The sequence below is a fragment of the Embleya sp. NPDC020630 genome (assembly GCF_044334985.1).
Classification (GTDB): Bacteria; Actinomycetota; Actinomycetes; order Streptomycetales; family Streptomycetaceae; genus Embleya.
This window is the reverse complement of the sequence record NZ_JBIRUB010000002.1, coordinates 727,283-750,774: the sequence shown is the minus strand read 5'-3', so window position 1 is coordinate 750,774 and position 23,492 is coordinate 727,283. Positions and strand designations below refer to the sequence as shown.

Annotated in this window: 15 protein-coding genes and 1 pseudogene; 2 read left to right on the top strand and 14 right to left on the bottom strand. The window is 71.5% G+C overall.

Features of this window, described 5'->3' with window-relative positions; genetic code table 11:
- Positions 1–124 precede the first annotated feature (124 nt).
- From serA to ACH4XV_RS09375, 14 genes and pseudogenes are all read right to left on the bottom strand, one after another.
- Positions 125–1,714: a phosphoglycerate dehydrogenase gene (gene serA / locus ACH4XV_RS09440; RefSeq protein ID WP_379995192.1), complete on the bottom strand. Its 1,590-nt coding sequence runs from the start codon at positions 1,712–1,714 to the stop codon at positions 125–127.
- 207 nt (positions 1,715–1,921) lie between these two features.
- A complete protein-coding gene (locus tag ACH4XV_RS09435) occupies positions 1,922–2,314 on the bottom strand; it encodes a hypothetical protein (protein ID WP_078979204.1) in 393 nt (130 codons plus the stop codon).
- An 80-nt stretch (positions 2,315–2,394) separates the two neighbouring features.
- Positions 2,395–3,219, bottom strand: coding sequence for a hypothetical protein (locus ACH4XV_RS09430; protein WP_395787996.1), 825 nt, complete (start codon positions 3,217–3,219; stop codon positions 2,395–2,397).
- Between the two features lie 31 nt (positions 3,220–3,250).
- Complete coding sequence (locus ACH4XV_RS09425) at positions 3,251–4,081, bottom strand: hypothetical protein (protein ID WP_078975295.1); 831 nt, start codon at positions 4,079–4,081, stop codon at positions 3,251–3,253.
- A gap of 55 nt (positions 4,082–4,136) precedes the next feature.
- Positions 4,137–5,852: a protein phosphatase 2C domain-containing protein gene (locus ACH4XV_RS09420; RefSeq protein WP_395787994.1), complete on the bottom strand. Its 1,716-nt coding sequence runs from the start codon at positions 5,850–5,852 to the stop codon at positions 4,137–4,139.
- Positions 5,853–6,113: 261 nt separating this feature from the next.
- Entirely contained in the window at positions 6,114–6,629 is a 516-nt protein-coding gene (locus ACH4XV_RS09415) for a SigE family RNA polymerase sigma factor (protein WP_395787992.1), read from the bottom strand.
- A gap of 483 nt (positions 6,630–7,112) precedes the next feature.
- On the bottom strand, positions 7,113–9,269 hold the full coding sequence (locus ACH4XV_RS09410; protein WP_395787990.1) for a hypothetical protein: 2,157 nt from the start codon (positions 9,267–9,269) through the stop codon (positions 7,113–7,115).
- A gap of 2 nt (positions 9,270–9,271) precedes the next feature.
- Positions 9,272–9,652 (bottom strand): WXG100 family type VII secretion target, encoded by a 381-nt coding sequence (locus ACH4XV_RS09405; protein WP_395787988.1) that lies wholly within the window; start codon positions 9,650–9,652, stop codon positions 9,272–9,274.
- Positions 9,653–9,801: 149 nt separating this feature from the next.
- A complete protein-coding gene (ilvC, locus tag ACH4XV_RS09400; protein WP_126642865.1) occupies positions 9,802–10,800 on the bottom strand; it encodes a ketol-acid reductoisomerase in 999 nt (332 codons plus the stop codon).
- A gap of 141 nt (positions 10,801–10,941) precedes the next feature.
- Entirely contained in the window at positions 10,942–11,469 is a 528-nt protein-coding gene (gene ilvN / locus ACH4XV_RS09395) for an acetolactate synthase small subunit (RefSeq protein WP_020556335.1), read from the bottom strand.
- A gap of 43 nt (positions 11,470–11,512) precedes the next feature.
- Positions 11,513–13,285, bottom strand: a pseudogene (locus ACH4XV_RS09390) (acetolactate synthase large subunit); the annotation flags it as partial.
- A gap of 487 nt (positions 13,286–13,772) precedes the next feature.
- Positions 13,773–16,526, bottom strand: a complete 2,754-nt coding sequence (locus ACH4XV_RS09385) for a putative bifunctional diguanylate cyclase/phosphodiesterase (protein ID WP_395787986.1) — start codon at positions 16,524–16,526, stop codon at positions 13,773–13,775.
- 584 nt (positions 16,527–17,110) lie between these two features.
- Entirely contained in the window at positions 17,111–18,679 is a 1,569-nt protein-coding gene (locus tag ACH4XV_RS09380; protein WP_395787984.1) for a DUF2079 domain-containing protein, read from the bottom strand.
- A gap of 89 nt (positions 18,680–18,768) precedes the next feature.
- On the bottom strand, positions 18,769–19,746 hold the full coding sequence (locus tag ACH4XV_RS09375; protein ID WP_395787982.1) for a 2-hydroxyacid dehydrogenase: 978 nt from the start codon (positions 19,744–19,746) through the stop codon (positions 18,769–18,771).
- A 93-nt stretch (positions 19,747–19,839) separates the two neighbouring features.
- On the opposite strand from ACH4XV_RS09375, the gene ACH4XV_RS09370 reads away from it, so the two are divergent.
- Together ACH4XV_RS09370 and ACH4XV_RS09365 are read left to right on the top strand one after the other, a co-directional pair.
- Positions 19,840–20,994: a PQQ-dependent sugar dehydrogenase gene (locus tag ACH4XV_RS09370; RefSeq protein WP_395787980.1), complete on the top strand. Its 1,155-nt coding sequence runs from the start codon at positions 19,840–19,842 to the stop codon at positions 20,992–20,994.
- A 73-nt stretch (positions 20,995–21,067) separates the two neighbouring features.
- Positions 21,068–22,906 (top strand): hypothetical protein, encoded by a 1,839-nt coding sequence (locus tag ACH4XV_RS09365; RefSeq protein WP_395787978.1) that lies wholly within the window; start codon positions 21,068–21,070, stop codon positions 22,904–22,906.
- Positions 22,907–23,492: the final 586 nt, after the last annotated feature.

Genomic DNA, 23,492 nt, shown 5'->3' with positions numbered 1-23,492 from the left:
GTCGGCGGGCCGAGGCGCGTCGACCACGAGGAAGGGCCCGGAGACCCCATCGGGGTGTCCGGGCCCTTCCTCGTCGTGTCCGCCGTGTCGCTCGGCCGGTTTCGTCCGGTCGACCGGACGAAACTCAGTCCTCCAGGTTCACCGAGCGCACGAACGCGGCGCCGATCTCCTCGGCGATGGCGTTCAGGATCTGCGGCTCGACAGTGGTGTCGACGGTCAGTGCGACCAGCGCCTCGCCGCCCTTGGCCGCGCGGGCGACCTGCATGCCGGCGATGTTGACGCCCGCCTCGCCGAGGTGGCGGCCGATCACGCCGACCACGCCGGGCTTGTCGGCGTAGCGCAGGAAGACCATGTGCGCGGTGAGCACCAGGTCGACGTCGAAGCCGTGCACCTCGACGATCTTCTCGATGTTCTTGGGGCCCGCGAGGGTGCCGGAGACCGAGATCTCCTCGCCGTCGGCGAGCGTGCCGCGCACGGTGACCAGGTTGCGGTGGTCGGGGCTCTCCGAGCCGGTGGTCAGCCGGATCTCCACGCCGCGCTCCTGGGCGAGCAGCGGGGCGTTGACGTAGGAGACCGATTCCTCCACCACGTCGGCGAACACGCCCTTGAGCGCCGCCAGCTCCAGCACCTTCACGTCGTGCTGGGTGATCTCGCCGCGCACCTCGACGTCGAGGCGGACCGCGACGCCGCCGGCCAGGGCGGTGAAGATCCGGCCCAGCTTCTCGGCGAGCGGCAGGCCCGGGCGCACGTCCTCGGCGATCACGCCGCCCTGCACGTTGACCGCGTCCGGCACCAGTTCGCCGGCGAGCGCCAGCCGGACCGACTTGGCCACCGCGACGCCGGCCTTCTCCTGCGCCTCGTCGGTGCTCGCGCCCAGGTGCGGCGTGGCCACCACGTTGTCGAACTCGAACAGCGGGCTGTCCGTGCACGGCTCCTTGGCGAACACGTCGAGCCCGGCGCCGGCGACCCGGCCCTCCTTGAGCGCGGACGCCAGCGCGACCTCGTCGACGATCCCGCCGCGCGCGGCGTTGACGATCCGCACCGTCGGCTTGACCCGGCGCAGCGCGTCCTCGCCGATCAGGCCCAGCGTCTCCGGGGTCTTCGGCAGGTGCACGGTGATGAAGTCGGACTGCTCCAGGACCTCGTCCAGGGTGAGCAGTCGCACGCCCATCTGCGCGGCGCGGGCGGGCTGCACGTAGGGGTCGTAGGCCACGATGTTCATCCCGAACGCGGACATGCGCTGCGCGACCAGGACGCCGATCCGGCCCAGGCCGACCACGCCGAGGGTCTTCTCGGACAACTCGACGCCGGTGTACTTGCTGCGCTTCCACTCGCCGTTCTTGAGCGCGGCGCTGCCCTGCGGGATGTTGCGCGCGACCGAGATGATCAGGCCGCAGGCCAGTTCGGCGGCGGTGACGATGTTCGAGGTCGGCGCGTTGACGACCATCACGCCGGCCTTGGTGGCGGCGGGGACGTCGACGTTGTCCAGGCCCACACCGGCGCGCGCGACGACCTTGAGCCGCCGGGCCGCGGCGATCGCCTCGGCGTCCACCTTGGTGGCGCTGCGGATCAGGATGGCGTCGACGTCGGCGATCGCGGACAGCAGCTCACCGCGGTCGGCACCGTCGCAGTGGCGGATCTCGAAGTCGGGTCCGAGGGCGTCGACGGTGGCCGGCGACAGTTCCTCGGCGATCAGAACGACGGGCTTGCTCACGGTTTTCCTTCGCCTGCTGCGATGACGGATGGTCGCGCGCGAAGCCGCACGACGGGTGGCCTGACGCGTGGCCGATCCTACCGCCGCCTTGTGAAGGACTTCACAGATGTCCGATGTGTGGACGCAGGCGCGCGAGGCACGGATTTCTGACGAGCAGTCAGGTCGAGGTGCGATCGGCGGGCCGCGCCGGGCGGCCCGGGGCGGTGCTCAGTCGGCCGCCAGGAACCAGCCGATGGTGACCCGGCGCTGCCCGTTGAGGTCGAGGATGACCACCTCGCCGGAGCCGGGCCGGGGCAGCGGCGCGGTGCCGCCGTAGGGCAGCAGGCGCGCTTCGCCGTCGTCGACCTGTACCTCGGCAACCGGCGCGTCCTGCGAGCCGCGCCGCCAGGTGACCCACCAGATGCCGTCGTCGCCGCACTGGAATTCGAGATGCACCCTGGACACGAACAGCCAGTCGGCCGGTGTCACGAGGTGGCAGCGGGTCGCGTCGCGACCGACCGCCAACGTCGCCCCCGGCCGGCTGGGCGCGCTTGCCATCAGCATGGCAACCGTCGCCGCGTCGTCCGCCCCCGACGTCGACGCCATGTTGAGATCGAGCACCGGTTCCTCCCCCACGCTCCTGGTCGTCAGATCCTCGGTCCGTCCCCCGTGCCGTCCCACCCCTCGGGCCGGCCCGCCGTTCAGTCGATCGAACCGCCGCGCCGGGCGCACGGGCACGGTTCGCCACCCACAATGCCGCAGACGACCGCGGTCTGCGCGATCAGGTCCCACCCGCCGTGGACGTGCGGCGTGGTGTCCAGGTAGTCGGGCCCCAACAGATGGTTCAGTTCGGGGCAAAGCTCCGAACTGTAGAAATCCCTGCGCAATTCGGTCTTGCAGCGCTCGACCGTGGCCTTGGCCATGTACAACATCTCGCACAACTCGTCGGTGGTGCGCGGGCGCTTGGTGGCCCGGCCGTGGATCCAGTCGCACGACATCGCCGCCAGCACCTCCAGACGCACCCCCTGCAGCTTGGCGCGCAACTGGTCCGGGCCCACGTCGATCGTGTCCTGGACGCCGCCGAACGCGATACCGCCCGAGTCCGACGGCCGGATCGGCTGCATCGCGCGCCATGCGAGCACCACGCTGCGTCGGCGGGCCAGATCGCTGACCAGGATGCTGCCGCTGGTCCGCGCCGGCAGCGGCAGGATCGCGCCGTACGGCATGTCCTGCGAGGTCTCGCCGCGCTTGATCCGCACGATCGCCACCGGTGTGTCCCGCGTTCCGCGCGGCCATTCCACCGTCCAGCCGCGGTCCTCGCTGTACTCGAACACGAGGTGCTTGCGAGAGACGAACAGCCAGTCGTGCGGGGTCAGCAGCGGTCGGCACGTGCTGGGATCGCGGCCCACGAACACCCGCGTGCCCGCCACGGCGGGCGTGCGCACGCTCTTGGGGCCCGGCAGCGGATCACGTTCCGCCTCGCGGCCGTCCCGCAACGCCGTGAACGACATGTTCAGTTCGAGCATCTTCCCCTCGCCCCCTCCCGGGTCCCACCGCTCACCTGGTACCCGCGTGCGGGGCGTCGGCACCACATGGACACGGACCGCGTCCCGTTATTCCGTGGGTGACCGCCGTCTGCGCTATCAGGTCCCAGCCGCCGTGCACGTGCCGCACGGTGTCGAGGTAGTTCGGACCGAGCAGGGAGTTCAACTCCGGGCACAGGCCGGAGCTGTAGAACTCGCGACGCAACTTGGTCTTGTACCGCTCGACCGTGGCGGCGGACAGGTGCAGCAGGTCGCACAGTTCCTTGGTCGACTTGGCGCGTTTGACCGGACGGCCGTGCACCCAGTCGCAGGACAGCGCGGCCAGCACCTCCATCTCCGTCTCGGAGAGGCGGTTCTGCAGCACGAACGGCGCGACGTCCTGGGTCTCGGGCACGCCGACGTCCGGCTCGGTCGGCTCCTCGCCGGGGCGTTGCGGCAGGGACACCCGCCACTCCACCAGGACCCGGCGTCGCCGGGCGAGGTCGGTGACCACCACCCGGCCCGGGCGCAGCGAACCCAGCGGCAGCGTCGCGCCGTAGGGCACCGGTTCGGACACGCCCTCGCGGTCGATCTGGACCAGCGCCACCGGGCGCGGATGCGAACCCTGGAGCCATTCCACGCTCCAGCCGCGTTCCAGGGAGTAGACGAACTCCAGGTGCACGCGCGATACGAAACGCCAGTCCTTCGGCGTGACCAGGCCGCACCGCGACGGGTCCCGGCCGATCGCGATCTTCTTGCCGGGCTCGCTTTGCACCTTCACCGTGCGCGGCCGGGCCAGGTCCGACTCCTGCTGGTCGGCGTCGTCCGACGTCGCCACGGTGAGGATCAGTTCGAGCATCGCCATCCGTCCGGTCTCGTGCCCCGCCCTGGGGCATCGCCCATCTTCGCCCGGTGAACCGTCACCAGGCCGTTCCGCCGTCCGACCGTAGGGCCCCGGGGGTACCCGACGCATCCTCCGATTGTTCCCTGGGGTCGGCGCCGGAGCGATGACCTTCCGGAACGGGCAGTGCGTCGCATTCGACCACGACCGCCGTGGCGTCGTCGTCACCGCTCTCGACGGCCGTCCTGGTCAAGGTCGTTGCGGCGTGGAAGGGGTCGCCGTGCACCAGGTCGGCGACCGTTTCGTCGGGCAGGTGGCCGACGCCGTCCGTGGCGAGGACCACACGGTCCCCGGGGTGCAGTTCGATGCGTTGCAGTTCGGGTTCGGGCGCCTGGGAGCCGCCGAGGGGGGTGGAGGTGAGCAGCCAGGGGCGGCCGAACTCGGCGGCGTTGCCCTGTTCGGTGAGCCGGAACGCCCGGCCGCCGCGGACCAGCCAGCACACGCTGTCGCCGCAGCCGGCCAGGTGCAGGCGGCCGTGTTGCAGGACGGCGGCCACCACGGTGGTGCGCATGCCCTCGTACTGCGCGACCCCGTGCCGGCGCACCGCCAGGTCGGCCACCGCGATCGCCGCGCCGAGCCGGTCGCTCCAGCCCGCGGACAGGTCGGCGGCGGCGAGTTCGGACACCAGGGTGCGGACCGCGACGTCGGCCGCGTACCAACCGGCGGGGTGGCCGCCGAGGCCGTCGGCGACGATGAACACCTCGCCCGTCGCGGCGTAGCGGTCGTCGTTGTCCCGGGCGCTCAGCTCCGGGCCCAGGCCGCGCCGTTCGCGGCGGGCGGCCCGGCGGCGGCCGGGGTGCGAGGAGGTGGACCAGGCGGACGCCTGCACGCCGAGCGGCGGGCCGCTGCGGGCGCGGATCTCCTCCTCGGTCGCCTCGGCGCGGCGCAGGCTGTCGCTGCGCGAGGTGGTGGGCACGTCGAGTTCGTCGGGCTCCTCGACGGTGTCCGCGGCGGGCACGGCGACGGGCAGCAGTTCGGTCTGCGAGTCGGGTGTCGGGGCCGCCTCGGGGGCGTGGGGCGTTTCGGGTACGCGCGCCGCGTCGGGCGCGTAGGGCGTCTGCGGCACCCGGACCGCCTCGGGCGTGTGCGGCGGCTCCGGCACGCGCGGCGGCTCCGTGGGCATCGGCGGCACCGAGGGCGGGGGCGGCACCGCGTGCGCGGCGGGGACCGTGGCGTCGGTGGAGCCGGCGCCGGCGATCGTGGGCGGCGGGGGCACCGCCGCGGCCCGGGACTGCGCGCCCACCGCGGGCGGGGTCACCGTGTGCGGCACCGGGTCGGGCGCGGGCTCGGCGTCCTCCCCCTCGGCCCCGAAGGTCTCGGCCGGTCGGGGTGCCCGATCCCACGGGGACGCCGCTCGCGCCGCGCCGTCGGGCGCGCCGGCCCCGGCCGGCGCGTGGTCGGGATCCGGCCGCTGCGCCGGGTCGGCGTCGTGGTCGAATTCCGGCCGGTCCGCCGGCGGCGCCGGATCATCCGTCCCGTCCGCGAAGGTGTCGTCGAACCCCCGTGGCGCCCGTGCCTCGACGGCCGGTTCGGCCGCGGGCTCCGGTGCGGCCGGCGGCTCGACCGGCGCCCGGGTCGGCGCGTCCTCGAAGTCGAGGTAGAGGTCGCCGAAGATGTCGTCGTCGACCACGGCCGGCCGCTCCGCGCGCAACTCGTCCTGCCGTAGCGTCCGTTCCGGGAAGCCACCGCGGGCCGGCACGGTCGTCTCCCGACCCGAGTCCCCTCTGCCCCTCATGTGTCTCACGCTCCACGATGTCGGACCGGAACGGCAAGTCCGGTGCGGCGATAGCACTGCCTCGTTCAAGCATGCTGCCTCGAATGCGCCGGTGGCATGTGAACCGGAGGCCAATTCCTTCGGGTTTCCCGGATCCGTCGGCTTCGACGCATCCGGATCGCGCGGGCGACGGTCCCCCGCGCGCGCCCCGGCACGGCGCCCGGCCGGCGCGCATCGACACCCGACGCGCACACGGGTTCGACGCGGGGTTCGCACACGGGTTCAGGAACGCCCGGTCCGGACCGCTTCCGAGCCGTCCGCGAGCAGCCCCGCGAGCGCGGCCCGCCCGCGCGAGAGGCGGGCCTTGATGGTCCCCTCCGGCGCCCCCTCGTGCGCGGCGATCTCGGCCACCGACAGGCCGCCCATGTGGTGCATCACCACCGCGCGCCGCTGCGCCTCGGGGATCTGCCGCAACGCGGTGACCAGCGCGACCGATTCGGGGCCCGGCGCGGGCAGGTCGCGCTCCGGGCCGTGTCGGATCCAGCTCTTGAGCGCGGTCCGGGTGCGCCGCCAGCGACTGACCGCGATGCGCTGGCCGACCAGCCGGATCCAGGCGACCGGGTTCTCGTACGAGCTGATCCGGTCCCAGTCCTTCCAGGCCCGGATGTAGGCCTCCTGCGCGGCCTCCTGGGCCTCGCCGAGGTCCCCGGTCAGCGCGTACAGGTGGGCGACCAGGGCGCCGTGGCTCTCCGCGTAGAACACATCGAAATCGGGGCGATCGCCCTTGTCCCGTCCCATTGTGTTCCCCCGCGTCCCGTCGCGGCGTGTTTCGTCCTGCCGTGACCCGGTACTTTATCCGGCCCCGGGCGTGCATCCGATCCCGGTTCGGGTCGCCGAATCCCCGGCCCGGGTTTCTCTCCCCCACCCACGCACGCGAAGCGGTGATCGGTTCCGTGTACCGACCAACCGAGTGCCGGCGAGGCATGCCAGCGCCACCGTCAGACCGGCGCCGAACAGCGCCCGGCGCACGTGCCTGCGCCGGGCGCACAGCGCTCGGATCGGGGGGCGCCCGGCGCCCGGAGCGGCGGCGAGGAGGCGACCCACATCACGTTCGAGCGCGCCGAACACACCGGCGATCGCCTCCTCCTCGGTCATGGTCGCGCATCCCCCGTCACTCACCCTGCCGGGCCGTGTGACACGTCCGGTACGGTGCACACGCGCGCCGGCGCGCGGGGGTTGCGCCCGGGCGCGCGGTCGCGTGTTCGGACGGGCGGATCGGCCTCACGGCCGGCCCATCGCCTCCCTGGCCCGGTCCTTGCCGACGGTGAAGTTGACGTTCGAGGTGGTGTCGTAGCCGGGCAGTTCGTGGTCCCGACCGTGTGTGTGCGCCCAGTCGGCGGCGATCTGCTGCATGTAGCCGCGCCCCCAAGCGTGTTGGTCGGCGATCTCGCGGTCGGTCTGTGCCGAGGTGTCCACCTGGCTGTTCTGCGCGGCGTAGTCGGCGGTCAGCGTGACCACCCGGGACAGCGGCTCGGCGACCATGGTCGGCAGCGGGCTCATCTTGACCGCGCCCGCGACCACGTTGGCGGCGCCCTTGCCGGTCCAGGTGGTCTGGTCGTTGTACTCCTTGTCGCTGACCACCTGCTGGTGCCGCATCGCCTCGGTGCGCACCTCGTCCAGCATGCCGACCACCTGGGCCGAGTCGGCCAGATGCTGGTCGGCGGAGATGCCGGCGGGCGGATTGCCGGTCGAGATGCGTTCCAGGCCGACCGCGATGAAGGCGTGTTCGGCGTCGGCGATCTGCCGGAACGCTTTGGGGTCCTCGGCGAGTACCGCCATCGTGCGCATCAGGTCGTGGTCGGGGGTGCCGCCGAAGAAGGCGGCCCGGGCCTCCCCCGAGTTCGGGAACAGCGGGTCCGGGCCCGAGGATCCGCCCGCGCGGTCGTTGCGCAACTCGTTGTGGATGTCGGGCATGTACGAGGCCACCGCGTTGGTGACGCTGTCCCGGTAGTCGGCGAAGTGCCCGCCGGGGCCCTCCTGTCCGATGGTGTGCATCGCGTCGGCGAAGATCCGCGCGCCCGCCTCGGTGTGCGCGCCGCCCGTGGTCGCGCCCGCGGGATGCCCGGTGGCGGCGGCCTCGAACGCCTGGCCGAACAGGTCGGCCGGCGAGCCGGGTCCGGTCTCGTTGCCCCAGTCCCGCTGCTTCATCAGGTAGTGCAGGTTGTCGCCCGACCTCGGATCGAAGACCTGCTCGGCCGCGCTCGGGTCGCGCCCGAGCGCGTGCATCAGACCGGACAGCTGATCGAGGTCGTGGCCGTCGGGTCCCATCGCCGCCGCCAGTACCGGGAAACGGTCGGACGTCGGCGGGATGGGCTCGTGCGGGTGGTAGCCGTCCCGGTCGAAGGCGACCATGTCCTTGCCCACGTCGGCGAGGAACCGCGTGTCCCAGTCCCCCTGGTGCAGCCAGTTGCCGATCAGCTGATACCCGGCGAGGTGGTGCTTGGGGATGTCCTGGAGTTCGTACGACTTGCGACCGGCCGCCTTCAGCCCGTCGATCCAGGTCTGCGTCACGTGCGGCCGACCCGTGGACTGCGTGGCGGTGGCCAGGTTGGCGCCCAGCGAATCCTGGATCGCGCGCAGCTTGTCGATGGTGGATTCGGGGATGTTGACGCCGGTCCCGTTGCGGCCCTTGTTGACCACATCGGTTTCGAGCTGCAACAGCCCGTCCGGACCCAGGGTGTTCAGCAGGTTGGTGGCGAAGATCGACGACTTCTCGTTGCCGTGCAGGAGGTTGCGCAACTCCTCGACCTCCTCCGGCGTCAGCGAGTCGACCCGCTTGGCCAACTCCGCGGCACGGATCGAGTCGGGCAGTTCGCCGCCGCCGATCGCGTTCGCGTTGAACGAGGTGCCGCTGGTGCCGATGTCGCCCTTGAGCGCCGAGGCGGCCCGCGCGTCGGCGTCGGTCGCGTCGTCGAGCGCGCTCTCGAACTTGTGCCGGAACTCCTCCGCCAGTCCCCGCATCCTGTTCGTGTGCGCCTCGATGTCCTGCGGATCCGGCTGGTGTCCCTGCGCCTTGAGCGGTCCCCACGTGAGCGAACCGTCGTTCGCCACCGTCAACTCGTGTGCCCGGGCGTCGGCGATCGCGTCGGTCAGCCGCTTCTTCGCCCCGCCGATGTCGTCCGCCGCGTCGCGCAGGATCGCGCAGATCGCCCGGAGTTCGGTCTTGCCGCCCTCGAACACCTCGTCCAGGCCCCGGTATCGGGCCAGCGTGGCCTTGGCGGAAGGGCCGTCCCACTCACCGGTGACCGTCAACGCCCTTGCGTCGACCCGGATCAGCTGCTGGTTGTGGTCCAGCCAGGACGCGAAGTCGTAGAACTCCTGGGCCGATTCGCGCAGCGCCTCGATCCGCAGGTCGCGCAGCTGGGCAAAGCCGACCACGGTCAACTCACCTTCCCGGCAAGGGAGATGGTGACGGCGTGCTCGTTGCGGTCGTAGTTGTCGGCAATCGAGTACAGCCCGTCGGAGATCTCGCCCAGATCGGCGGTCAGCCGCGCGATCTGGTCCTTCCACCGCGCGGTAACCAGCGGGGCGGCCAACTGCCAACCGGCAAACGCGGTCTTGGCGCTCAGCGCGTCCGGCACCGACCGTACGGTGTTCACCTCGCCGGCGGTCACGTGCAACGTCTTGGCGGAGGCGCGCAGTTGTCCCGCCTCGACCTTGGTCTTGTCGTTCGGACCGGTGCTGCCGCCGTTGCCGGGCGGGATCACGCTCTGCGGCATACCGGGGTTCAGTACGGTTCGGATCTTCGAGGGATCACTCATGATCGCCGAGTCAAGCGATCATGGGATGGCGCTCGAAACCGACGCGTGGTGAAGCCCGCGTGAACGACGGGGGCCCGATCCGGAAAGTGCCCCGGACCGATCCGGTCCGGGGCACCCACGCCGCCGTGTGGCGGGCAACTCGTCGAGGATCAGGCCTCGTTGGTCACCCAGCTCATCATCTTGCGGAGCTCCTTGCCGGTGGTCTCCAGCTTGTGCTCGGCGTCCGCCTTCACGTACTCCTTGTACTTGGGCAGGCCCGCCTCGTACTCCGCCATCCACGCGGTCGCGAACGAGCCGTCCTGGATCTCGGCGAGGACCTTCTTCATCTCCGCCTTGGTGTCGGCGGTGATGATCCGGGGGCCGGTGATGTAGTCGCCCCACTCGGCGGTCTCGGAGACCGACCAGCGCATCTTCTCCAGGCCGCCCTCGTACATCAGGTCGACGATCAGCTTCAGCTCGTGCATGCACTCGAAGTAGGCGATCTCCGGCTGGTAGCCGGCCTCGACCAGAGTCTCGAAGCCCGCCTTGACCAGCGCCGAGGCGCCGCCGCAGAGCACCGCCTGCTCGCCGAACAGGTCGGTCTCGGTCTCCTCGGTGAAGGTGGTCTTGATCACGCCGGCGCGGGTGCCGCCGATGCCCTTCGCGTAGGAGAGCGCGAGCGCGAGGGCCTCGCCCGACGCGTCCTGCTCGACCGCGACGATGCACGGCACGCCGCGACCCTCTTCGTACTGCCGGCGCACGAGGTGGCCCGGGCCCTTGGGGGCGACCATGCACACGTCGATGTTGGCCGGCGGCTTGATGAAGCCGAACCGGATGTTGAAGCCGTGCCCGAAGAACAGCGCGTCGCCGTCCTGGAGGTTGGGCTCCACGGCCTCGGCGTAGACCTTGGCCTGGACCGGGTCCGGGGTGAGGATCATGATGACGCTCGCCTCGGCGGCGGCCTCGGCGGGGGTGACCACGCGCAGACCGGCCTCCTCGGCCTTGGTCCGGCTCTTCGAGCCCTCCAGCAGACCGACCCGCACGTCGACGCCGGAGTCCCGCAGGGACAACGCGTGGGCGTGGCCCTGGCTGCCGTAGCCGAGCACCGCGACCTTGCGGTTCTGAATGATGGACAGGTCGGCGTCGTCGTCGTAGAACAGCTCGGCCACTTCGGGGTTCTCCTTCAAGACGGGTGTTTCCGGGGGCCACGCCCCGCTCGTCATCTTCCCAAATCACGAGCGGGCCGCGGGTCCGCGGTCTGCAATGTGGACCGTGCCGGACCGGGGTTGGGGGGTCCGGCCGAGCCGGTGTCAGGCCGAGCGCTCCACCGACCGCAGCGAGCGGTCGGTGATCGAGCGGCCGCCGCGGCCGATGGCCACGACGCCGGACTGGACGAGTTCCTTGATGCCGAACGGCTCCAGCATGCGCAACATCGCGGCGAGCTTGTCGGGGCCGCCGGTGGCCTCGACGGTGACCGCCTCCGGCGAGACGTCGACCGTCTTGGCGCGGAAGAGCTGGACGATCTCCACCACCTGCGAGCGGGTCTCGTGATCGGCGCGCACCTTGACCAGCAGCAGTTGGCGCTGCACCGACGCGGGCGGGTCCAGCTCGACGATCTTGAGCACGTTGACCAGCTTGTTCAGCTGCTTGGTCACCTGCTCCAGCGGCAGTTCCTCGACCACGCTGACCACGATGGTGATCCGGGAGATGTCCGGATGCTCGGTGGTGCCGACCGCGAGCGAGTCGATGTTGAAGCCCCGACGCGAGAACAGGGCGGTGATCCGGGCGAGGACACCGGGCTTGTTCTCGACGAGGACCGAAAGGGTGTGCTTGGACATGATCGCTGGACTCCTATGCCTTCCTGATGCCCTGTCGGCCTGTTCAGTCGTCCGAGTCGCCGAAGTCGGGGCGCACGTCGCGCGCCGCCATGACCTCGTCGTTGGAGGAACCGGCCGCGACCATCGGCCACACCATCGCGTCCTGGTGGACGACGAAGTCGATGACCACGGGCGCGTCGTTGATCGACATCGCCTTGTGGATGGTCTCGTCCAGCTGGTCCGGGCTCTCGCAACGCAGTCCGACGCAGCCCATCGCCTCGGCGAGCTTGACGAAGTCGGGCAGCCGCCGGCTCTGCAGGTCGGTGTTGGAGTAGCGCTCGTTGTAGAAGAGCGTCTGCCACTGGCGGACCATGCCCAGGGTGCCGTTGTTGATGATGGCGACCTTGATCGGGATGTTGTTGACCGCGCAGGTGACCAGTTCCTGGTTGGTCATCTGGAAGCAGCCGTCGCCGTCGATCGCCCACACCGTGGTGTCCGGCATGCCGGCCTTGGCGCCCATCGCGGCGGGCACCGAGTAGCCCATGGTCCCGGCGCCGCCGGAGTTGAGCCAGGTGTACGGCTTCTCGTAGCGGATGAACTGCGAGGCCCACATCTGGTGTTGCCCGACACCGGAGGCAAAGATCGTGTCCGGACCGGAGATCGCGCCGAGGCGCTCGATCACCAGCTGCGGCGACAACGAGCCGTCGGCCGGCAGGTCGTAGCCCAGCGGGTAGGTGTCGCGCCAGCGGTTCAGCGCGGTCCACCACTCCTGATAATCGCCGAACCGGCCGGCCTCGTGCTCGGCCTGGACCGCGACCACCAGGTCGGCGATCACCTCGCGGGCGTCGCCGACGATCGGCACGTCGGCGGTGCGGTTCTTGGAGATCTCGGCGGGGTCGATGTCGGCGTGCACGATGGTGGCGTGCGGCGCGAAGGTGTCCAGCCGGCCGGTGACCCGGTCGTCGAAGCGGGCGCCCAGGGCGAAGATCAGGTCCGACTTCTGCAGCGCGGTGACGGCGGCGACGGTGCCGTGCATCCCGGGCATGCCCAGGTGTTGCGGGTGGCTGTCCGGGAACGCGCCGAGCGCCATCAGCGTGGTGACCACGGGCGCGCCGGTCAGCTCGGCGAGGATCTTCAGCTCGGCCGACGCGTGGGCCTTGAGCACGCCGCCGCCGACGTACAGGACCGGGCGCTTGGCCTCGCTGAGCAGCCGGGCGGCCTCGCGGATCTGCTTGGCGTGCGGCCGGGTGACCGGGCGGTAGCCGGGCAGTTCGGGGGTGCCGTTCCAGACGAATTCCGTGGTCGCCTGGAGGGCGTCCTTGGAGATGTCGACCAGGACCGGGCCGGGCCGGCCGGTGGAGGCGATGTGGAACGCCGCGGCGATCGTGGGCGCGATCTCGGCCGGGTCGGTGACCAGGAAGTTGTGCTTGGTGATCGGCATCGTGATGCCGCAGATGTCCGCCTCCTGGAAGGCGTCCGTACCGATCGCGGCGCTGGCCACCTGGCCGGTGATGGCGACGATCGGGACCGAGTCCATGTGCGCGTCGGCGATCGGGGTCACCAGGTTGGTCGCGCCGGGGCCCGAAGTGGCCATGCACACCCCGACCTTGCCGGTGGCCTGGGCGTATCCCTCGGCGGCGTGGCCGGCACCCTGCTCGTGCCGGACCAGGACGTGGCGCACCTTCGTCGAGTCCATCATCGGATCGTAGGCGGGAAGAATCGCGCCCCCGGGGATGCCGAAGACCGTGTCCACCCCTGCGGCTTCCAGGGAGCGGATCAGCGCTTGGGCTCCTGTCACCTGATCGGTCATGCTGTCGTCTCTTCTCGATCTGAAGTCGGCATATCGAGTGGGGCGCGAGGCCCGGACCCGTCGGACTGCAACAAAAAACCCCCCGTGCCGTTAGGCAAGCGAGGGGGGCGCGCGAACCGACTCGGTGGTCAGTTCACGCGCTTCTCAAGTACGAGGATTCGGGTCTGCATGCCCGCGACTCTCCCTCTGCGCCGGTATACGTGTCAAGCCGAGCCCTTGCACGTCTCACTATTCGGGACGCGTTGTCCAGATTCGATCAAGCCCGCAGGCGAACGGGGGGCCTGGGCGATGGGACGCGGTCGGGGGCGGGACGGGCGGCGTGGTGCGGCGTGCGGCGACGGGACTGGGGGTGGCGGCGCGGCACGCGAGCGGCCGGAGGCGGGGGTGGGACGGCAAGCGAGTACGGGCGGGGGCCGCGCGGCGAGCGGTGGGACGGGCTGCGACGGGCGGATGAGTACGGGCGCCGGGCCGCGAGCAGTGAGGCAGGGCGCGGGGTGGTGGCCGGTGGGTGCGGTCAGGGTTGGGGGCGGGGGACTTGTAGGGGTAGGGGGGTTCGGGCTTCCGGGAGGGGCTCGGGTCTTGGGCCTCGGACGGCGCTGTTGCCCAGCGGGGTTTGGCCCAGGACTTCGAAGATGGCGTCGCCGGGGACCGCCGGATGGAACCACGTGCCCTGGCCCTGTTGACAGCCCATTTCGCGGAGTATGTCGACCTGCGCGTGGCTGTCGATGCCCGCCGCCACCAGGGTGAGCCCGGATTCCAGGCCGAGCCGCACGATCGTCGAGGTGAGCACGGTCAGATGCGGACACGTGCCGACCTCGGCCACGAACGAGCGGTCGATCTTGAGCGCGTCCACCGGCAGTCGGCGCAGGTAGGTCAGCGACGAGTGACCGGTGCCGAAGTCGTCCAGCGACAACCGCACGCCCAGCCGTCGCAACACCGCGATCCGGCCGAGCAACAATTCGTCGCCGTCGGGCAGGACGTTGTCGATGATCTCCAGGGTGAGCGCGGTGGCCGGCAGATCGGCCGCGTGCAGCGTCTCCTCCAGCACCTCCAGGAAGCCCGGACCGGTCAACTGGCGGGCGGCGAGCCCGACCGTGACGCCGATCTCGTGGCCGCCCGCGCGCCAGGTCGCGGCGGCGAGCGCGCTCTCCTCGAGGAGGCGGCGGCCCACCGGTGACAACCGCCCGTCGACCCCCGCGGTCAGCCGCACGTGGTCGGCCCGGGCCGGCACCGCGCCGTCCTCCACCCGACACAGCGTCGCCTCGACGTCGCGGACACGCCCGGTGTCCAGGTCCACCACCGGCTGGTACGACACGGCCAGCCGTCCGTCGCGGTCCACCCGTCGGCGGCCCGCGGCTCGGGCCGCCCGGCGTTCGACGTCGGCGTCCATGTCCGGGGTGTAGACCTCGACGCGGCCCTTGCCGCCGTCCTTGGCCCGGTACATCGCGGCGTCGGCGTGCCGCATCAGGTCGGCCGGGGCGATCCCGGGCGCGGAGAAGGCGATCCCGATGCTGGCCGCGACCCGGACCTCGCCGTCGGCGATCCGGTACGGCGCGGACAGCGTGGACAACAACCGCTCGGCGATCTCGCGGATCGCGCGCGGACTGGGGTCGCCGACCAGGAGCGCGGCGAACTCGTCGCCGCCGAACCGGGCCACGGTGTCGCCGATCCGGACCGCGTGTTCCAGCCGGCGCGCGGCCTGGACGAGCAGTTCGTCGCCCGCGGTGTGCCCGTAGTTGTCGTTGACCGCCTTGAACCCGTCCAGGTCCACGAACAACACCGCGATGGTGGGGGTGACCCCGCGCCGCTGGGCCAGCGCGTGCTGGATCCGGTCCTCGAACAGGGCGCGGTTGGGCAGATCGGTGAGCCGGTCGTGGAAGGCGTCGTGTTCGAGCTGGGTCTGCAACTTGATCCGGTCGGTGACGTCGCGGCTGTTGAAGATCAGCCCGTCGCCGTAGCGGTTGACCGCCGACTCGGTGTGCAGCCAGGTGCCGCCCGCCGAGCGGATCCGGCACTCCACCCGCACCATCGCCGGGTCCGCCTCGCCGGCCGGCAGCGTGCCGTCCAAGAACGCCCGCAACTCGCGCTGCACGCGGGCGCTCTCCTCCGGGTGGATGAGCAGTTCGAGCCGGGTGCCGACCAGTTCCTCGGGCTCGAACCCGTACACCCGGCGCACCGCGTGGCTGACGTACTGGAGCACGCCGTCGCTCGCCGCGATCATGATCACATCGCTGGAGCCCTGGACCAGGGAGCGGAAGTGGCTCTCCTTGGCGGACAACTCCTGGGCCATGAAGACGTTGTCGACCAGCGTGATGCCCTGCCGCAGCACCAGCGTGACCAGTACGGTCGCGCCGACCCCGAGCACCACCTTGTCCGGCGCGTGGCCGGCCACCGCGCCGCCGAGCACACCGGCGGTACACACCGCGGCGGCGATGTACGGGGTGAGCGCGGACAACATCGAGATGGTCCGGTGCCGGGGCCGCTCGTGCGCCTCGACCCCCTGGCCCGTCCACGGCGCGATGGCGAGCAGCAGGCTGCCCGCGAACCAGCCCGCGTCGAGCAGGCCGCCGGAGCGATATCCGCTGTTCAGCCCGGGGGTGGTCCACAGCGCGTCGCTCATCACCGTGACCGCGAGCCCGACCAGGGCCAGATTCAGCGCCGCGCGATCTCCGGAACCCGCCCGAAAACGCAATCCGAGGACCATGCTGATCATCAGGATGTCGAGCACCGGATAGGCGAGCGTGAGCACGATCTTGATGATGTCCGAGCGGTCCCCGCTGGTACTGCGGGCCAGCGCCAGGCTCCACCCGAGGGTGAACAGCGAGCCGGCGATCAGCCAGCCGTCCAGGGCCATGCAGGTCCACGCGGCGATCCCGCGCGGGCGTTGCGCGACGAGCAGCAGGCCGACGATGGTGGGCGGCGCGAACAGCAGGAAGATCACGTCGGTCGGCCCCGGCGTGGGCACCGGGACGCCGAGCACGACCTCGTACCAGCCCCAGATGCCGTTGCCGAGCGAGACCATCGTGGCGGAGAACGCGAACAGCGCCCAGGACAACCGGGCCCGGCCGGTCTCGTGCACGGCCTTGAGCGCACACGAGACCGCCGCCACGGCCGCGGCGGCGGCCAGGCCGAAGTCGCCCATCGCAAGCGACAGTGTCGGATTGCCCCAGCCCTGGAGCGCACCGATCGCATACACGAGACACAACGGCACGATCAGGTACTTCAACCGCCGCTGCGCAGGGGTGTCGGCCAAGATCAGCAGCCGCACCGGGTCGTCGTGGCTCGGCCACTCCGGCAGTGGTCCCCCGGCATTCCGCACTCCCCTCTGCCCGAAGTCGCCGCCACGGCGCTTCACGGCACACCACCGGCCCTCATACCCCGGCCGTGAGGCGGGGCGGTCGGCGCCGGCGCGACGGGGGTGCGACACCCGACCGTGCGCGTCTCTCAACGCCCCACGACTCGGACGATACACCAACCCGTCACTGTGAGCTTGTCTTTCTCAACACAGAGTAACTAATGATGCCCAGCATGGGAGTCCCTTCCCGTGCATTTGTGACAAAGTCCCGACACTGGGCGTAAAGAGGGGCTCTGATCAGGGCAAACCTGGGAGTTTCAGGGAGCGCCCGAGGGCCGTCACGGGCCCCGAGAGGGCATTCGGAGCCCTCCGGAGGGCATGGTGGGGCTCGATCGGGACCACCGATCGATGCCCGGCCCGGCGACCGGCGGCGCGACGGGAGAACTCGGACGGCCGAGCGCGGAACCGGCGCGGACGGGCGCGGAGGGCTCGCGGGCGGAGCGGGACGGGGCTCGCGCAGGCTCGCCGGGTGGCCCCGGAGCCGACGCGGCCTCGCCTCAGTTCCGCTTGAGCAGCACCGCGCCCGGCTCCCGGGCCACCTCGGTGAACCCCTGTCCGATCAGGTAGGCGATCCAGTACCGGGCCCAGTCCTTGTTGTCGCCCCACACCTCGATCGCCGCATAGCCCGGACCGGGCAGGATCGTCGGGAAGTCGGTCACCCGCGCCCGTGCGGTCAACTGCGGCGAGAAGCTCATCGTCGCCGACACCGTGGCGTCGTCCGGGACCCGGTCGAGCACCTTGTGTGCGGAGTGCACCCGGTCCTGGACCATCCAGGTGCGCTTGTGCAGCAGGTCCATCAGCGGGAAGTCGCGCGCGAACGCCATCGACACCGCCAGCGGCACGATCGCCGCCTTGACCGCGTAGCGGCGCAGCCAGTCCACGTGCGACGCGCGCAGTTTCACCACGCCGTCCACGAACGCGGCGAACACGATGGGCATCAGGACCGCGCTGTAGTGGAAGTAGGTGCCCCAGTAGAACGTGTTGCTGGAGGTGAACCGCCACAGGAGGGTGGGCGCGAGCATCGCCACCAGCGGCGAGCGCAGCGCGATGAACCCCGTGGGCAGCAGCAGCATGAACAGGGTCATCCACTTGACGCTGGGGAACACCATCGACTTGGGCAGTTCGATCACCAGATCGGTGAGCGGCACCTGGCTCAGCGAGGTGGACGGGTCGGCCGCGCCGGAGCGCTGGGACGAGTCGAGATTGCCCCAGAACGCGTAGGTGTCGTTGGGGTTGATCGCCGGCAGCAGGACGAAGATCGCCAGCGCGAACGCGGTGACGCCGATCAGCACGTGTACGAGGGCCAACTTCCAGCGGCGCAGCACGAGCAGCGGTACGGCCGCGGCGGCCAGGGTCAGTCCCAGGTCCTCCTTGACCAGGACCAGCGGCAACCACCAGGCCAGCGCTTGGACGTGCCGGCCGAGCAGGAACCGGTCGAGGCCGAAGGCGAGCAGCGGCACCGCGAACGCGATCTCGTGGAAGTCGAAGGAGATCGCCGACTGGATGCCCCAGGACAGCCCGTACGCGATGCCCACGCCGGCGGCGCCGAGGCCGCCGAACGCGCGCGCGGCGATCCGGGTGATCGGGACCACCGAGATCGCGACCAGGAACGCCTGGGCCACCAGCAGCGTGCCGGGGCCGGGGAAGATCCGGTAGATCGGGCCGAGCAGCGCCAGGATCGGGTGGAAGTGTTCGCCGAGCACGTTGAACCCGGGCGCGCGGATATCCGACACCGGCGCCTCGAAGTGCGCGTAGGACCGGACCACCTGCTCGAACAGGCCCAGGTCGTACGCGTGCGTCTCCATCCGGCGGTGGCGCAGCAGCGAGTGGGCCGTGTAGATCACGAAGAAGAGCGCGGCGAGCAGATACGGGAGGCCGCCGGGCCCGATCCGGTCCCGGGCGCGCTCGACCACGGTGCGCAGGCGGAGATCGTCTTCACTCGATCGGGGGGCGATGATCGCCCCCTCCGCGACCGCCGGGGCGGTTGGCGCATCGCCCGGCGCGGCCGGTCCCGATGCCTCGAACCGCTCGTGAACAGCGCCGTGCGCCATCCCCCTGTCGTCCATGTCTCTCCGTCCCGGTCGCGTGCGCGGGGCACACCGTATCGGTGCCGGCCCCACGCCCCAGCAGAGCGCGACCGGACGGTTTTGGTTGCTCAACGACGCACGATGTTGACCGGAGTCACCCCTTCGGACCAGCGTTCGAGCTGCCCGCGGATCAATCGCAGGGCGCGTGGCAGGAAGGCGGACGAGCTGCCGCCGACGTGCGGGCTGATCAAGACTCCGGGGGCGAAGCGCAGCGGGTGGTCGGCGGGCAGCGGCTCGGGGTCCGTGACATCGAGGGCGGCCCGGAGCCGCCGGCTCCGCACCTCGGCGAGCAGCGCCGTGGTGTCCACGACGGGGCCGCGCGCGACGTTGACCACCAGCGCGCCGTCGGGCAGTCGGGCCAGGAACTCGGCGTCGACCAGGCCGCGGGTGTCCTCGGTGAGCGGGACGGTGAGGATGACCACGTCGGTGTGCGGCAGCAGGTCGGGCAGTTCGCTCATCGCCCGGACCGGTCCGTGTACGCCGTCGCGCGGGGTGCGCGCGACCCGGACCACATCCACCTCGAAACCCTGGAGCCGGCGGTCGACGGCCTCGCCGATCGCGCCGTACCCGAGGATCAGCACCCGCTTGTCCGCCAGCGCGGGGTAGAACCCGGCGCGCCACTCCCCCGCGTCCTGGCCGCGGACGAAGCCCGGGATGTCGCGCAGCGCGGCGAGGGTCAGGGCGAGGGCGAGTTCGGCGGTGCTGGTCTCGTGGATGCCTCGGCCGTTGCACAGCATTACGCCGGGCGGCAGGTACGGCAGCACGTGCTCGTAGCCGGCGGTGAGCGTCTGGATCATCCGGAGGCGGGGCATGTCCGCGATCCGCTCCAGCGTGTGCGGGGCGAAGGTGTAGGGCAGCACGTACAGCTCGACCTGGGCGGCGGTGTCGGGGATCGGGCCGTCGGCGCCGTCGTAGACGTCGATGCGGGAGCCGGTGCCGTCTGCGCCGCCCGCGCCGCCTTCGCCGCCTTCGCCGCTCAGCGCGGCGGGGATGGGGGCGAGTTGTTCGAGGCTGTAGGGGACCCAGATCCTGCCGTCGCTGACCATGGCAGGAACTGTAGATGTGGGGCGGCGATCCATCCGCCGGGGGGCGGGGCGCATTAGGGTCGAGGAGTTCCGAGATGGTGGGTGGTGTTTGCGGTGCGCGGTAGGCGTCCGAGGGCCGGTTGGTCCTCCCTCGTGCTCGTCGTCGCGCTGGCGACCGGGCTCGCCTCGTGTGGGGGTGGCGGCGAGTCGGCCGATCACCGAGCCACGCCTGTGCGTTCGGCCACGCCCGGGACCGGGGCGCCGAACGTGCCGGCCGGGCCGACCGCGGCCAAGCCGCCCGAGCCGGTCGTCGCCGGGGAGTTGGCCCGGGACCTGAACACGCCGTGGGGTGTGGCGGTGCTGCCGGATCGGGACGCGCTGGTGTCCTCGCGCGACACCGGGACGATCACCCGGTTCGGGCCGGGCACGGTACCGCCGGTGCCGGTCGGGAGCGTGCCGGGCTTCGTGCATCGTGGGGAGGGGGGTCTGCTCGGGATCGCGGTGTCGCCGAAGTTCGCGACCGATCATTTCCTCTACGCGTACCTCACCACGGATCGGGACAACCGGATCGTGCGGATGACCTACGTGCCGGGGCAACCGCTGGGGCAGCCCGAGGTGTTGCTCGACGCGATCCCGGCCGGCTCGAACCACAACGGCGGCCGGATCGCGTTCGGCCCGGACGGCATGTTGTACGCGGGCACGGGCGAGGCCGGGCACAAGGAGGCGGCGCAGGACAAGTCGTCGCTCGGCGGCAAGATCCTGCGGCTGACCCCCGACGGCAAGCCGGCGCCCGGCAACCCGTTCCCGAACTCGCCGGTGTGGAGCCTGGGACACCGCAACGTGCAGGGCCTCGCCTGGGACTCCACCGGGCGGCTGTGGGCGAGCGAGTTCGGCCAGGACACCTGGGACGAGCTCAACCTGATCCGTTCCGGGGCCAACTACGGCTGGCCGGAGGTGGAGGGCGCGGGCGATCGGCCCGAGTACATGAACCCGGTCGCCCAGTGGGCCACCGACGACGCCTCGCCCAGCGGCATCGCCATCCTGGGCGACGTGGTCTACCTGGCCGGCCTCAAGGGCGAGCGGTTGTGGCAGGCCCCGATCCTGGGCTCCACCGTGGGCGAGCCGAAGGCGTATTTCCAGGGCAAATACGGCCGGTTGCGCACAGTGGTCGCCGTGGGCGGCGAGTTGTGGTTGGTCACCAATATGACGGACGGCCGGGGCACGCCCCGGAAGGGCGACGACCGGATCCTGCGGCTGGTGCTGAGCTGAGGATCGGCCCGTGGGGCACCTCGGGTCGGCGTCCGAGGCGGGCGTTAGCGTGTGCGCCCGAGGGAGGACATACATGGACCGGGGCCTGGTGTTGGTGCTGCGCGAGCTTTCCGAAGCCGACGCGGCGGGAGTCTTCCCGCGCTTGGCGGGACTGCGCGGGATCGACGCGATGATGCCGAACGAGGTGTGTCTGTCGGACGCGCTGGTGGCCGATGTCGCCCGGATCGGCAGCGGCGCGGAGCTGGTACGGGCCGCCGCCAACCCACGCTTGACGGCGAGTCAGCTGTGCCGGCTGATCGAGGCGGGGGGCGAGGCGGTGGTGGCGGGGGTCTTTCCGCCGGACGTCGAGTCGGCGGATGTCGAGTCGCCGGGGAGTGGGGCGTCGAGGGGTGGGGCGTCGGTCGGTTCGGGCGGCGAGGGCTCCGTGGGCGACGGTTCTGCGGACGTGCTCGATCGGGCGCGGGCGGAGCTGCGGCGGCCCGGCACATCCGCCGAGCGGGCCGTCGAGTTGTTGCGCGCCCATCCCGTCCTCGCGCACACCGCGCGCCAGGCCGGCAGCGTACGCCTGTTGCACTCGCCCGACGCACCGGTGACCCGTACCGAGGCCCTGGACCAGGCCGGATCGGCTTTGCGGGCGGGGGTGTTGGCGCCGCGCGAGATCCTGCTCCGGATGCGGCCGGCCCGGGTCGCGGCCCAGGTGCTCGCGGTGGTCTCGCGCGAACACGCCTATGTCACCGGCGAGATGGCCGTGCACGACTTGCTGCGGCCCGCGATCGTGGAGACCCTGGGCACGAGTTCGGCCGCGTGGGCACATCTGGCCCGGGCGCTCGGGCGGTGCACGGGCACGCTGCCCGAGCTGTTCGCCGAGTCGGCGGTACACACCGGCGAGGCCGCGATCCGGGTGCCGGCCGCCGTACGCCCCTCGGTGGGCTTCCTGCTTCGCCGCCTGAATGAGGATGAACTCACCGCCGTCATACCGCACTTGGACGATGCGACGGCCGTCGCGCTGCTCCCGGGCAACATCCCGCCGCTGGCCCACGTCGCCGAGGCGGCGCTGCGGTGCGGCCACCCCGCGCTGTTGGCCGCGTTGGCCGAACACCAGCATGTGGGACGGCAGTACGCGAGCCGCCTTCGCGACCTCGGTGACGACGGCCTCGACCTGCTGCTGGTGAACAACGACTCGGGGGTCACCGCCGAGCTGCGCCGGGAGATCTACACCGGCCGGCGACCCGGGCGGCCCGTCGCCCCGATGCACCCGGACCTGCGCATGCGGCTCATGGAGACCCCGGCCTACAGCGCCGAGTACGAGGCGATGGCCCGGTCCGGCGATCCGGCCGTGGTGGACTTCGCGCTGCCGCGCTGCGAGGCCCGCAAGCTGCGGCGCATCGACTGGATCGACGTGGTGCTGAATCTGTGGGAGCGCGCCGACCCCCTGGTCACGCGCGATGTCCTCACCCGCCACCGCGACCTCTTCCCGGACCGGATCCGAACCACGGCCGAGACGGCCCTGGCCGCCGAAGACCCCACGCCCCTGCGGGAGTTGCGCGCCAAGTGGGACCGAGGCCCACGCACCGAACCGCCCGTCCCGGAATACCGCCGGCCACCGGGCGAGCGACTGCGGGACAGCCCCCTCGAACAGTGGCACTCCTGGCTCGTCACGGCGGCCTCGGACGGCGACGTCGACTGCGAGGAGATCGTCCAGCACGCCCGCCCGGTCCGCTTCGCCCTCGAAGCCCTGGTCTCCGTGGACACCAACCACTGGTCCAAGGCAAACCCCCGCCCGGCACTCGCGCGCCTCGCGAAACGAATCGGCCCCAACCCGGAGGCGTGGGTCGTGTTGGCGACCCTGACCCCCGACTTCGAGGGCACCCTGACCGAACTCGCCGACGTCTGCGCAGCGGCGGCGGGGTAGGCCACAGCGCGCGCCGAAGCCCCGGTGTCCGAAGGGGAACGGGGCTCCGGTGCGTGCGCAGCCTTGCCGAGTGGGTCGAGTGTTTGCGGCGGGGGCTGCGCGTTGGGCTGCGGGTGGCCGGTGCGGGGCCGGTCAGAGTCGGTGGGTCGGCCGCCGCCGGCGTGCGGGGCACCGAGACGGAGGGGTTCCGAGACGGAGGGGTTCCGAGACGGAGGGGTTCCGACGAGACGGGCGTGTTGGTCGGCGAAAAAGCGGCCGGCAGCGGCGGGCGGGGAGGGTGCTCGGGTTGGGTTCGCCGGGCGTGCGTTCTCGAGTGGGCCGGGCGTTTTCGGCGCGCGTTGCGCTTTGGGTTGCGGGTAGCTGGTGCGGGGCCGGTCAGAGTCGGTGATGGGCCGCCGCCAGCGTGCGGGGCTCCGGGACCGGGGGCTCCCGACGAGACGGGCGCGTTGCTCACCGAAAACCGGCCGGCAGCAGCGGGCAGGAGGGCGTTCGGGTTGAGTCCGGCGAGGAGCCCTCCCGAGTGGGCCGGGTGTTTCCGGCGGGCGTTGCGCCTTGGGTTGCGGGTGACCGTTGCGGGGCCGGTCAG

Coding starts and splice junctions, on each gene's coding strand:
- ACH4XV_RS09430 (WP_395787996.1), bottom strand. CDS start 3,219: ATGCTCGAACTGAACATGTCGTTCACGGCGTTGCGGGACGGCCGCGAG.
- ACH4XV_RS09425 (WP_078975295.1), bottom strand. CDS start 4,081: ATGGCGATGCTCGAACTGATCCTCACCGTGGCGACGTCGGACGACGCC.
- ACH4XV_RS09420 (WP_395787994.1), bottom strand. CDS start 5,852: ATGAGGGGCAGAGGGGACTCGGGTCGGGAGACGACCGTGCCGGCCCGC.
- ACH4XV_RS09415 (WP_395787992.1), bottom strand. CDS start 6,629: ATGGGACGGGACAAGGGCGATCGCCCCGATTTCGATGTGTTCTACGCG.
- ACH4XV_RS09405 (WP_395787988.1), bottom strand. CDS start 9,652: ATGAGTGATCCCTCGAAGATCCGAACCGTACTGAACCCCGGTATGCCG.
- ilvN (WP_020556335.1), bottom strand. CDS start 11,469: ATGTCCAAGCACACCCTTTCGGTCCTCGTCGAGAACAAGCCCGGTGTC.
- ACH4XV_RS09380 (WP_395787984.1), bottom strand. CDS start 18,679: ATGGACGACAGGGGGATGGCGCACGGCGCTGTTCACGAGCGGTTCGAG.
- ACH4XV_RS09375 (WP_395787982.1), bottom strand. CDS start 19,746: ATGGTCAGCGACGGCAGGATCTGGGTCCCCTACAGCCTCGAACAACTC.
- ACH4XV_RS09365 (WP_395787978.1), top strand. CDS start 21,068: ATGGACCGGGGCCTGGTGTTGGTGCTGCGCGAGCTTTCCGAAGCCGAC.